The organism is Shewanella sp., from assembly GCF_048265805.1.
Classification (GTDB): domain Bacteria; phylum Pseudomonadota; class Gammaproteobacteria; order Enterobacterales; family Shewanellaceae; genus Shewanella.
The window spans coordinates 64,993-77,196 of record NZ_JBLXAT010000003.1 but is presented as its reverse complement, the minus strand read 5'-3'; the positions used below and the strand labels follow the sequence as shown (position 1 = coordinate 77,196).

The 12,204-nt window shown below is 44.9% G+C and carries 11 protein-coding genes; 5 read left to right on the top strand and 6 right to left on the bottom strand.

What is annotated here, in order from left to right:
* Position 1 precedes the first annotated feature (1 nt).
* The 5 genes from ACN0TT_RS02825 (at position 2) to ACN0TT_RS02805 (ending at position 5,627) form a co-directional block, all read left to right on the top strand.
* A complete protein-coding gene (locus ACN0TT_RS02825) occupies positions 2-1,057 on the top strand; it encodes a glycosyltransferase (RefSeq protein ID WP_417760627.1) in 1,056 nt (351 codons plus the stop codon).
* Positions 1,050-2,042 carry a glycosyltransferase family 2 protein gene (locus ACN0TT_RS02820; RefSeq protein WP_417760626.1) on the top strand — a complete coding sequence of 331 codons (993 nt, stop codon included), beginning with the start codon at positions 1,050-1,052 and terminating at the stop codon, positions 2,040-2,042. Before ACN0TT_RS02825 ends, ACN0TT_RS02820 begins: the two co-directional genes overlap by 8 nt.
* Complete coding sequence (locus tag ACN0TT_RS02815) at positions 2,035-3,243, top strand: hypothetical protein (protein ID WP_417760625.1); 1,209 nt, start codon at positions 2,035-2,037, stop codon at positions 3,241-3,243. Before ACN0TT_RS02820 ends, ACN0TT_RS02815 begins: the two co-directional genes overlap by 8 nt.
* The gene (locus ACN0TT_RS02810) at positions 3,240-5,207 is read left to right on the top strand and encodes an acyltransferase family protein (protein ID WP_417760624.1); all 1,968 of its coding nucleotides are present in this window, start codon (positions 3,240-3,242) and stop codon (positions 5,205-5,207) included. Before ACN0TT_RS02815 ends, ACN0TT_RS02810 begins: the two co-directional genes overlap by 4 nt.
* A gap of 189 nt (positions 5,208-5,396) precedes the next feature.
* On the top strand, positions 5,397-5,627 hold the full coding sequence (locus ACN0TT_RS02805) for a hypothetical protein (protein ID WP_417760623.1): 231 nt from the start codon (positions 5,397-5,399) through the stop codon (positions 5,625-5,627).
* 14 nt (positions 5,628-5,641) lie between these two features.
* Here the strand turns inward: ACN0TT_RS02805 and ACN0TT_RS02800 are convergent, their stop codons facing one another.
* From ACN0TT_RS02800 to ACN0TT_RS02775, 6 genes are all read right to left on the bottom strand, one after another.
* Positions 5,642-6,694, bottom strand: coding sequence for an acyltransferase family protein (locus ACN0TT_RS02800; RefSeq protein WP_417760622.1), 1,053 nt, complete (start codon positions 6,692-6,694; stop codon positions 5,642-5,644).
* A gap of 84 nt (positions 6,695-6,778) precedes the next feature.
* Positions 6,779-7,522, bottom strand: coding sequence for a hypothetical protein (locus tag ACN0TT_RS02795; RefSeq protein ID WP_417760621.1), 744 nt, complete (start codon positions 7,520-7,522; stop codon positions 6,779-6,781).
* A 13-nt stretch (positions 7,523-7,535) separates the two neighbouring features.
* Complete coding sequence (locus ACN0TT_RS02790; RefSeq protein ID WP_417760620.1) at positions 7,536-8,261, bottom strand: tyrosine-protein phosphatase; 726 nt, start codon at positions 8,259-8,261, stop codon at positions 7,536-7,538.
* The gene (locus ACN0TT_RS02785; protein WP_417760619.1) at positions 8,261-10,447 is read right to left on the bottom strand and encodes a GumC family protein; all 2,187 of its coding nucleotides are present in this window, start codon (positions 10,445-10,447) and stop codon (positions 8,261-8,263) included. Before ACN0TT_RS02785 ends, ACN0TT_RS02790 begins: the two co-directional genes overlap by 1 nt.
* A gap of 1 nt (position 10,448) precedes the next feature.
* Positions 10,449-10,976: a polysaccharide biosynthesis/export family protein gene (locus tag ACN0TT_RS02780; RefSeq protein WP_417760618.1), complete on the bottom strand. Its 528-nt coding sequence runs from the start codon at positions 10,974-10,976 to the stop codon at positions 10,449-10,451.
* Between the two features lie 24 nt (positions 10,977-11,000).
* The gene (locus ACN0TT_RS02775; RefSeq protein ID WP_417760617.1) at positions 11,001-12,200 is read right to left on the bottom strand and encodes an outer membrane beta-barrel protein; all 1,200 of its coding nucleotides are present in this window, start codon (positions 12,198-12,200) and stop codon (positions 11,001-11,003) included.
* Between the last annotated feature and the right edge of the window lie 4 nt (positions 12,201-12,204).

The following is a 12,204-nucleotide window of genomic DNA, read 5'->3' as shown; positions in this document are numbered from 1 at the left end:
CATGATTACCATCAATACACATATTTCTACATCGCTTGGTGGAATTGAAACGCTCATTAGAGAGTTACAGATTCAATATTTAGGTTCTGAGAGAAAAATCAAAGAACTGTTTAAGTACGATGGCGCTGATGAAGTTTATCAAAAATCTACTAGTGTTGATTATATAGAGTATGGTTTTTATAAAGGTAATTCGGTTTTTAAAGTGGTTTCTGCACTCAATTTAAAAAACGCACTAAGAAAACAAAAGCCGGTTGGGGAGGATGTATTTTTATTCCACCCAACGGATCTGCTATATATCCCCGTTAGTGTGTTAGATAACAACAATGTCATCATGGTACAAACTAATCGGTTTGACATTATATTTACTAAATTTGGTAAGTTGGCGATGTCATTACGCGGGAAATATATTAAACACTTCACCGTTTATACAGCATATGACCGCGAGCACCTTGCACAACTGTATCCAGAACTCAGCAATAAGATCAGTATTATTCCGCGCGGCTGTAAAATTGAAAAAGCGCACAACATTCCGCCTATATCAAAAAAAATACTGATGGTGTGTCGAATTGAAGAGAAACAGAAGAACTTTAAGGCGGCCGTTGAGGTGTTTAAACATTTGCCTGACGACTATCGCTTAGATATTTATGGCACCGGTGACGCCGTTGAAATTGCCGAGTTAACCAAGCTGATCAGTAGCGATAGCCGAATCAGTTATAAAGGCGCGACAGATAAGGTTGAAGAGGTCTACCGACAGTATTCGCTGTTCTTGATGACATCTAAATATGAAGGCTTTGGGCAAACCTTGATAGAAGCTCGTAGCCAAGGGTTACCAATTGTATTGTTTGACACGTTTCCAGCAGCCAAGTGGATCGTTAGGAATAGTGAAAACGGCTATCTTATCTCGCCCTATAACACACAGGATATGGCATTAAAGATAAGAACGATTTTAGAGTCTCCTGAAATTTACCACGCGTTTTGCCATGGTGCATTGCTGCTCGCCGACGAAACGACTAAGCATACGGTTAACGAACGTTGGAAGGAGCTACGGGTTGAATAGCAAACTGTGCTCCATCATCATCCCGGTGTATAACGACTGGCAATATCTTCACCGTTTGCTGGAAAGGTTGTTACATCTCAATGGGCGGGTATCTTCATCAGTTGCCGAATTGTTTAACATTATTGTTGTTAACGATGGTTCAGCGGAAGACCAAAGTGACTCACTACCACAATCCCCCTTGGTTAGCTGTTTTAGCAAGCCCAATGGTGGCGTTTCCTCTGCACGCAATTTTGGTCTAGCACAGGCGCAATCTGACTTCATCATGTTTCTGGATTGCGATGACGATGTGCCAGACAATGTGTTCGATATTCTTTATCGTGACCTGCATGGCTCAACTATCGATGTTATTCAGTATTCATATGTAAAACATGTCGGCGCGGGGCAGGATAAGCTATTTGCCGTTAAAGATGGAGAAGGAGTGCAGCTGTTTAAGAATCTGCTGCTGAAGAAAAATAGCTTTCATATCTGCTCTTTTGTGTTTAGTCGTCATTATTTGAACGATAATCACATTCGCTTTGATCAATCTATTGGTTTGAGTGAGGATGTGCTGTTCGTGGTTGAAGCGTTAGCTCGCACCGAGCGTTCAGCCTCTCATCAAGAGGTGATTTATGCATACAATGCCCGCCCAGATTCCGTTATAGCCTCGTTTAAAGGTAAACGCGAAGTTGAGCATCTACACGCTTTTAGCAAAATTCAGCACATCATCAACACCTATTTGACGTCAGAGATGCAGAGCTGTGGCAATTTCTTTTTGAAGACCTGCATCGCCAATCTGTATTTGAGAAGTACCAAGCTAGCCATGAAAAAGGACGGCAGTGACTACGAGCGACTACTGCAACAGCTAAAAGAATTTTATCGGCAGATCGGATCGTCCCGTTACCCTTTGACCGGTAGAACCTTATTTATCATGTTGTTGGAGCTAACGATCAGAAGCCGTGCCTACTATCGAATCTCGAAAAGAATTAATCGAGGCTACTATGGGTAAGGCGCTGTTATATCTGTCGAGCGTTTTTTTAGTGTTCGAGAACACTGCGCTAAGTGCGATTGGTGGGGCTTTTACTGCGCCGTTGGTCATTTCCTTGCTGCCACTAATTATGCTGTACCTTGCGTTTAACTATAAGCGCGTACCTGCTTATGCATGGCAGCCGATAGTATTTATCTTCATCGCGGGGCTATATTCGCTGGGTTATTCGCTATTTTTTGCCGATGACACCGACTTAGCGTTTCTGGTTGATCGCGGGGCACGACTTTTTATTCTTAACTTCTCGTCGTTTGTGTTCTTCACCTTTTTTCTATGCTTCGATTACTCGGAATTAAAAGTGGCGAGTAAAATTGCCAGTTTTCTTGTAGTGGCAGTGTTCATGTTGAACTTGCTGTCCCCAGATACGGTGAATAGCCAATCTTTTCTACAAGGTTCTGCAGCCTTTTCACCCGATCGGATGCGGGGTTACACCTTAGAAGCCAGTACGTTTGGTTTCCAAATAGTGACGGCATTGATGTTGCTGATGATTGTGTTCAACGTCAGCTTTCTCACTGCAACAATCTCCGTGGTTGCAGTGTTGCTGTTTGTATCCTCCAAAGGCGCACTACTCACGTTTTTAATGGCATTGGCTATCGGCAAATTTGTTATCACTGAAAGCGGCCGCAACAAATCACTGGTACTTATTATCGGCAGCGTTACCTTTTTGGTGGGCAGTTACTACCTAATTTTGGACGCGTTTGTACTGGATATTGAAAAGTACAACAGCTCCTCGACCCGCAGTGTGATGATTTTTACTGCCATCTATAGCTCAGTGTTATCGCCGTTAGGTGTCGGTTTTACGGGGTATTTTGACCAGATCTATAACCTTGGCCCGACCGTTATCGACTTTATGGATTCGTTGTTCCCCAATGCCCTTAATTTTGAAGAAGTGGCGGTCTATTTCATCCGAGGTAACGTGCAATCCGTCTCGACCAAAACGTTCTTTTTCGACTGGGTGATCTACTTCGGTTGGGTGTTCATTTATTGCTTTTTCAGATTTGCGGCAAAGAACTTCAAAAAGATAAAAGGTGATGGAGTGAACAACATAGCACTCTACATTTTTATGCTGGTATCTCTTTGTTTTTATGTGCCATTAGATGGACGAATTATCGGGCTTTTAGCGCTGACGACATTGATAAAGTATAAAAAGGAGGGCACATCATGAAATATCGTGCAGATATTGATGGACTGAGAGCAGTAGCCATTGTGCCGGTGATACTTTTTCATTTCGGTATCGGCATTTTTCCTGGTGGTTTCATTGGCGTTGATATTTTCTTCGTTATTAGTGGTTTCTTGATCTCGTCAATCATTGTTGAGGAGATCAGGAACGGAAGTTTTTCGTTAACTTCTTTTTATGAGCGCCGTATTCGGCGACTGATGCCTGTATATTTTGCTGTGATTGCGCTGAGCTGCGTGGCGTCGTTGACGTTATTTAGTCCTAAAGAGCTAGTCTCATTCTTAGATAGCTCCATTTATTCGCTGTTTTTCGCATCTAACATTTTCTTTTGGAATAATTTTGGCTACTTCACGGATACCGCAGAAAGGCTGCCATTGCTGCACACTTGGAGCCTTGGGGTTGAGGAACAGTTCTATCTGTTTTTCCCACTGATTCTGATCGTTATTTTTAAGACAAAGTTGCGGTTACATTTAACTGCAGTTGTTGTCTTTATGCTGGTCTCTAGCTTTATCATCTCTTGTTATGGCTCGTACACGCACCCGCTAGCCAGTTATTATCTATTGCCAACAAGAGCTTGGGAGTTATTGTTCGGTGTATTAGCGTTTGTTGTGCGAGACAAGTTATCACTCAGTGAGGGCAAAAAGGGTATAGATACATTGTTGCTGCTGTTTTTTGCTGGGTTATTACTGTTTCTGGTGCAGTTCAACAACAGCCTACCGTTTCCTGGGCCTTGGGCATTATTACCCGTTTTGGCTGTATTTCTGATCTTGGTGTTTGACCATCCCGATTACCTAATGCACAAAATATTATCCAATGAGGTGTTCGTTTTCATTGGGCTAATCAGTTATAGCCTGTATATGTTCCATCAGCCGATAGTGGTTTTTTACAAGTACATGGTGGTGCCTGATGAGCATGGCTTAATACACAAGTTGATGTTGATATCGTTTACCTTTTTCGTGGCTTATGCTTCGTATCTATATATTGAAGCGCCTTTCAGAAATAAGAAAACATTCAGTCGGCAGAAAATATACAAGCTTTTCTATGGCTCGTTTGCCTTTACTTTGTTATCTCTGGTACTCATCAGAGGAACGGTCGATGTGGCTCCGCAAGTGCTTTACGCCGACAATGTAGTAGCGGTTGATAAGCTCGTTAAGCCTAATATCGGCCTATCTGACACCTGTGACCTCGGCCAATATGGCTTTGCGGTTAAGTGCCAGAATAGTGCAAATCCTGAGTGGGTGGTATGGGGCGACTCGTTAGGCATGCACACCGCAAGCGCGATCGGTACTGACGATGCTATTAAGTTGGTACAGAAAACCTTCAGTGCATGCCCACCCATTTTAGACTTTAGCGTGATGCGTAATGACCATACTGGTAAGTGGGCCAGAAAGTGTATTCGCAATAATCATGAGGTGTTTAGCTATATTACTGATAATCCTAAAATTAAGTACGTAGTGCTGACATCTACTTTCGATTATCAATACAGCAAAAACTATTATGATAATGAGATACGCGACTATAACGAGCGCGTGGTACTCAACAAGCTGGTATATACCATCAACGCGCTTAAGCTCGCGGGTAAAAAAGTGGTAGTGGTCTCACCGCCGCCACGCTCGTATTTTGACCCTGGATTTTGCTTTGTTCGCTCTGTGGTGAATTCATTCAACCGCGAACAGTGCAACTTTAATAACGATACTTCGATTACTAGCGTCAGCTTATTAAGCCAAGTAGAAGATGTCGCGCCAGTGATCTCATTGTCGAAGTATTTCTGTGAGAGCGACGGACATTGTATCGCTAGCTTTTCCGGTAAGCCGTTATTTCGTGACTCGATTCATCTGACTAAGTCCGGTGCGGCTTATTTAGGTCGCGATACCTCATTTATCGAGGATTTAGTCACGGATGTCGGCATAACCGACATAGCCACGGCAGAGCATACTCTTGGTCAACGCTAGCGAGCAATATGCGTTAGTTGGACGGCTGTACTGGCTCGGGCATCGGCGGCTGGCCGCATCAGTGCCAACTGCCAGTTGCAAATTTTTCCATGAGTATTACGTGGCGAATGTTTACTTATATCGCTTAATTCGTCGACACTTTGTTGTGTTCCTCTGATAGATGAGGCACAGAGCTTGCAGTGACAAGGATTGAACGAGGATTCCGCAGCTATCGTCGGTACTTTAGGCTATACGGCGCATCAGTCACTTCTTATCTTTAATTCATTGCTGTTTGGCGTTACTGGACGGATTGATTTTGTGGCATGCACATCAGTGCACTTGCTACGAGTCACCCCACTGCTGGTTGCGCGACAGCTATTCTCTAGCAACGAAGTGCCGAACGTATCGCACGGTGTGTTCAAGAATACGCTCGGCATGTGATTAGCCGTGGGAAGTTATCTGCTGGCGATTAGTGGAACAATGCGATGATTCCAATGGTAATTATTCCAGCGAATAGAGAACACTATGCGATTTTGTATCAGCGTCATGCTAATACCAAAGCCAAATAGGAAAACGCTCTTAACGATGAAATTGACAAAACTGCCGTCTTCCATCGGCGATGTGAACTCCCAAATGTAGAATGCAAAAATATGCCACAGATAGATCCACAAAGAGTTGGATGACAGCCAAGTAACAATGGCCTGCGCAGTTATGCTGCTGATTTTAATACTACGGATACAAAGGTAGATGGTGTTAATGGCAAAAAATGCATAAGACAAGTAGTAGATAGTTGGTGGGTATTTATATTTCTGCGTTGAGATTACCTCGCCAACCTGTTGATATTTGACGATGGCGAGTACCACGAATATCACTAATGAAATGACTATAGCGGTGATGATGGTTTTATCGCTAATTTTTGTGAGTCTAAATGCGTAGAGATAGACTAGTGAGTAGGGGATAAAGGTAAAAATAATTGAGTCGACATATTCTTTATAGGATGCCGCTAACAGCGGGTCTACAGCGGCCAATACCAACTCGTAAACCACATATGCTGCGATAAGTGCCGCTAAGTAGTTAAGGTTGCTATCACAACGATTATTGAGGTAAATAGCAATCGGCGTGACGATAGCCAGCATCAGATAGATTTTAAATATCCAAACAAAACCAATACCTTCCATAAAAATATATGAGGTCAGTACTTCTTGGGCCTTAAAGGGAAAATCTTTGTTCGTTATAGTGGCGGCGGCGTAGAGGCAGACAAAGAAAAATGAGAGGAAAATCCACGCTGGTAGAATGAGTTTGGGGAGTCTTTTTTTGAGAAAACTAACTGCTTCAATCTGTCGCTGTGAGTAAATGAGTGAATAGGTCAATCCCGAGCCTAAGACCAACAACGGTGTACCAAAATTTCGTAACTGGAATAACCATCCCGGCGGCGATGAATGAGCAACCATAATGATCAGTAAACCTAATAGACGCAACAAATCGTAGTTAAAGTTTCTATTTTTCATCTTAAAATTCCATTTCATCAATGTAGTCAAAAAACTTGTTAACCCATTAATATTACGTATTTAAAATATCTACTGCTGACGGTGTTAGTTACTAGGAGCCTTACAAAACTGTGCAAGTATTTTTGTCTGCTGGTCTTCGGTAAACTCCGCTTTGCTAGCTCTCAAATAACTACATGACACGCGGTACATGCCTGAATCTCTGCTAAGTCTTAATGCTTCGTGGTAGGTATCCCAATCACTCACCACGGCATATTTTAATGCCGATAATGTGTCCAGTTTTTGCTCGGAAGTGAGATAGCGCCATTGGGTAAAACCTACGCCGATTTGGCGTAGCAGGATCTCCGGTAAGTAGGGACCATAGCGGTGGGCGAGTGCTAGCTGCTCAAATGCCTCAGTGACGCGAAATTGGGTAACGCCTAAAAAGTACGCATAATCAGCATGAGCATTTGGCCAAGTTGGTCGCATGGCAATAGCTTGCAAATACAACTGCTCTGAAGCGTCTAATTGCTCTGTGGTCATTAGGCCTTTGTACCATAACCACTCATTTAGCTTGGCTTTGGTCAGTAAATAGTGCGGATTGTCTGGCGCGAGTGTTACCGCATGATCAATGGCATCTACGGCCTGTTGCGCTGATTCTTCACTGAAAAGCGCTTCGTCTTGTATCCACAGGGTAAGATAGTGATTAGCTTTGAAGTACCACGCGCTGGCCAGCCCTGTGGGCACAATGTAGAACCACAGTAACAGCAGCAGTAACACCAAGGCTGATAGCGCCACTATGCGACTGACTAAACTGGGGCGGATGGACTCATTAGGGCGTTGTTGCTTCATTATTTAGCTGTCCTTAGCTATAGAGTGCCTGGCTGATCTGTGCCGGCGTTTGCTTGGTCAGTTTGTCGGCGTATTCTTGACCGTACACCGCCGCAATCGCTGCATGTGCCTCGGCCAACTTGGGCGGACGGCGGTGCATGTTATGCGCATCGGTCGCTACGACATCAACTGCGTTGTCCTCGAGCAGATCTACCGCTGTTGATAGGCTGGCTTCGCCCATGTCGCCAATTACCGAGCTGGCCGTCAATTGCAGCAGGCAATTCATTCGCCGGAACGGAAGTAACTTTTTGATGTTTTTTTGAACATCTCTATTGCGCTCAGGGTGAGCTATCATCGGCAGAATATCTCGACCGATGAGCCATTTGACGAGTTGTTCAGCGCCAACCGGAATATGGCTGTGTGGAAACTCTAGCAGTAATACTTTATATCCTTGGTATTCACCTAGATAGGGTACTTCGTCGGCTTCTATCCACCTAGGTAATTCGGCACATAGCCGTACTTCGGCCGCGGCGGCGAGTTGAAGGTCTAGCCCTTCGTCTTGGATGTGCTGCTTAAGCTGTTGTAGGCCTTGATGAATACTGGCTGGTGTATTGTCGAAAATGCCTGGATGCATATGCGGCGTCGCCACGACATGACTGATGCCACTACTATGGGCGAGCTGTAATAGCGCTAATGCCTCATCCATCGTGCGAGCGCCGTCGTCAATATTGGGAATTACATGACAATGGATGTCGTACATTAGCTGTGCTCACTGCTGTAGTATTGGTAATAGCCATATTCGCTATAGTCGCCGTATCCTTGTGTGGCTTTTTTCAAATTCACTTTGTTGAGGATGACACCACATAAGTTGTTCTCCGCCTGCAGCAATTTATCAATACCGTTTTGTACCGTACCGGCACGCGTTTTGTCTGCGGCAACCACATAAAGTACGGTATCAACATGCTTGGCGATGATTAGCGCGTCACTTACGGCTTGAACTGGCGGAGTATCGATGATGATTCGATCATAATGTTTCGTCAGCTCCGCCACCAATTCAGAATATTTTGCTGAGGACAGTAGCTCCAGAGGATTAGGAGGTACATTGCCAGCGGGGAGTAGGCTAATGCCGGACTTTTCATCATGGACGACACATTCTTCGAGTTTGCCGTGTCCCGCAATAAGGTTGGCTAGCCCAGGCTGGTAAGCAGGTAAACCGAACCGTTTGGCTAATGTTGGTCGCCGCATATCTGCATCTAACAGTAGGACTTTTTCCATTTGCCCAAAAGCAAATGCTAAGTTAACTGCAGAAGTGGTTTTCCCTTCTGAAGGGACCGACGACGTCAGCTCGATAACTTTGAGCTTCTTATCCAGAGACAGCAGCGTTAGGCTGGTACGTATGCTGCGCACTGATTCCGCGTAGAGTTTGTGGTCGTCGTCAAAGAAGCTGTATAGCGGTAGGTCTTCGTTCTTCTTGTGCTTGATATTGGGTACAAAACCCAGTGCTCTAAGCCGCAAATCATTTTCGACATCTTTGGGGGATTTAATCGTGTCGTTCATTGCATCAAGAGCAAATGCAACGAGAATCCCTAACCCCAATGTGGCGCAAAATGCCAATAGCACGATGACTTTTCTTTTTGGCGCCACCGGATAGGTTGCGGGAATTGCACGATCAGTGAACCGAGCAAGCGCGGAGTTGAAATCGCTAGTGACTTCAGTTTCTTTTTGGCGAGACAAAAAGGTATCAAACAACTGTCGGTTAGTTTCCACTTCTCGTTGGATGCGTTGGTATGTGGTTTCCTTAATGCTGGTGTCTTGGTACAGCGCTTTGGCTTTAGCTAATTCGGCTTCGAGTGAGGTGACGGTTTCTTGCACTGAGCGTGCTTCATTCTCAATACCTGACACCAATTTTTTGATCTGGGTGTGCATGCTATTTTGCAAGGCAACCAGTTCACTTTTGGCGGCGATCAGTTTGGGGTGCTTAGGCCCGTAGGTTTTTGATAACTCAGAGACTTTTCGCTCGGCTTCAACAAGCAGCGTTTTTACATCTTGAATATTACGATGTGCGGTAACTTCAGGGAGGCTTTCTAGCTGTTCAATGTTATCTACGCCGTATTGGCGAATAACACGTATAAAACCATCTACTTGCGCTTTGTGGCTACGTGCTTCGGTCAATTCATCTGAAAGACGCTCCAACTCTTTTGCGGCAAGGCCTTGTACCCCTTCCACATCTATCAGACCTTCTTTTTCACGGTAGGCTTGTAATTTGGCTTCAGAGTCATCGAGTTGTTTACGTAATTCGCCTAAACGGCCACCCAACCATGTTGCTGCTTTTTGTGTGATGCCAAGCTGCGCTTCTAGCTGGCTATTAATGTATTCGTCGCCGACGGCATTAGCGACTTCCGCGGCTAAATTCGCCGAGTAAGTGGTGAAGTAGATTTTCACCAATTGAGTTTTGCGAATAGGGTTGATATACAGCCGATCTTGGAAGGCATTGACCAAGGCTTCTCGTTCGCGAAACGCGATTTGCTCTGGTGTAAGTGCGGCTTCGGCATTCGGCAAGAAGGGGATTAAGTCCCGAAGCCGTTGCATAAGGCTCGGTTTCACTACAAAGTCAGGGTGGTCTTTGAGTTTGAGTTTATCAACGACTGTCTCAGCAATAGCTCTGGATTTCAGAATTTCAAATTGGGTGAGGTAATATTCCTGCTGACTGGAGTTGATGCCAACCACTTCTTCAATTGAAATTGCTTTGGCTTGTTGGCTCTCAATGAGTAAGGTTGCGCTAGAGGCGTATTTACTTTGCATATTGAGCACCACTAGCACAGTTAACACAGTGACTAATAATGCCAATGCTAGAATGCGCCACTTATATAAGTTAACAATGCCGATGTATTTACGCAGGTCTATGGCTTCCTGCCGCGACGATGCCGCTGTATCCGTTGCTGACATATTAGAAGAATCTCTGCTCAATAATGACGGTATCGCCGGGGGCTACTTTGGTGCTTAATGTGGCGGCTTCCTGTTTGTCTTTGAACTCCTCGCGCATGATATAAATCTTTTCACGCGAGGCGCGTTCAGTAAGTCCACCTGCAAGTGCTACTGCTTGGTTAACTGTCATCGCTGGCGTGTACGGATAGCCGCCAGGCTTTTTCACTTCGCCGTGGATGAAGAACGGCCGATATTCCACCATACCGACAAATACATTGGGCTCAACGAAGTAATCGCCTTTTAGTCCTCTATATATGACGTTTTCTAACTGCTTAATCGTGAGTCCTTTGGCGGTAATCTCACCCAAAAACGGATAGTTAATTTTGCCACTATCGGTGAGTTGGGTTTCGATGGTGAGATCATCCTCACCAATCACTTTGATAATGATTTTGTCAGCGGGCCCTAATAAATAAGTCTGCTCTTGCTCAGCAACCGCTGAGAAAGAGCAACTTAAAATAAGGGCAACAATGAATACGACGAGTTGTTGCATAAGTATCCTGTTAGCCGTTGATTGTTAAAGCGAGAAGTCGAAATTTATGCCGTAGATTGACCGATCAAATTCAATACCGGGAACTGAGGAGGTTTTATCGGTAATCGTGGCAAATAGGCTGATGTCGATAAAACGACGAAAGGCATAATTAATGCTGATCTCGTAGGAGTCGTTGGTATCTTTACGTGTGACGCCAACATAATCTTCTTCCACACGGTCATAGGACAGTTCGGTCTGGATTAACTCAGTCCACTTATGGGTCCAGCCAACTTTATAGGTCGTCTCTTTAACATAATCGCCGTTTTGTAACGGGTCTTTGGCGCGCCGTCCGGTTCCCACATTGAAGCTGCTATATGTCAGGGGAGACCAGTCCATATCGACGGTCCAAGCGAGGCCATTGAAACTTTCGCGGTTGTCGTCATCAAAGTCTTTGCGTTGATAACCGATTTTGGCTTCACCCGTTGTGAGTGCGGTGATTTCCCACTCAGCCCCTAATCTGGCATTGGTGACGGTGCTGTCACGGTCGGCGGTAGGATCGTTTTCGCTGTAACTGATTTTCTCCATATTAGTTTCCACCACAGCGATGATGGCGGACTGGGTTGCAAAGTAGAAGTTAACGCCACCTAACCACGAGTCATAATCACGAAAGCGGGTGATCTCTCGGAGCGAAGTATAAGATTTATTGAAATACTTGGCGCCAAAGCGGATACGGGCAGGGGATTCGGAACCGCCAAACTCGTAATAGCCTGACACGGTTTGAGTGTTGTAGCGTGTGGGTTCATCTTGGTTGTTGTTTAATCCTTCGGTGATACCAGTACCGCGATCTTCATGACCCCAAATAAAGTCACCTTTCAGGTTGATCTTGCTGCGCTCAGATAGCCGAGTATCGAACAATGCACCCAGCGTCGTATCGGTAAAGTTATCATCACTACTATCAAAATACTGGCCACGATATACGCCGCCAGTAAATTCATACACAGTTACACCATCGTCTAAACGTGCACTGATTGATGGCACGATACTTAACACCCAACTATCAATTTCACCACTACTTACACTGGTGACGTTGTCATCGTACTTCAGCCCAGTGGTCAGTAGCGGGGTGATGTCGAATCCCGATTCTGTGGGAATAGCTTGGGGATCGACAGCTAGTGCTTGGCTGCTTGTGCAAGCCAAAATGACCGCTAGGGCCAATTTGGATTTAAAATGCATTCCCTTGTTCATGAGT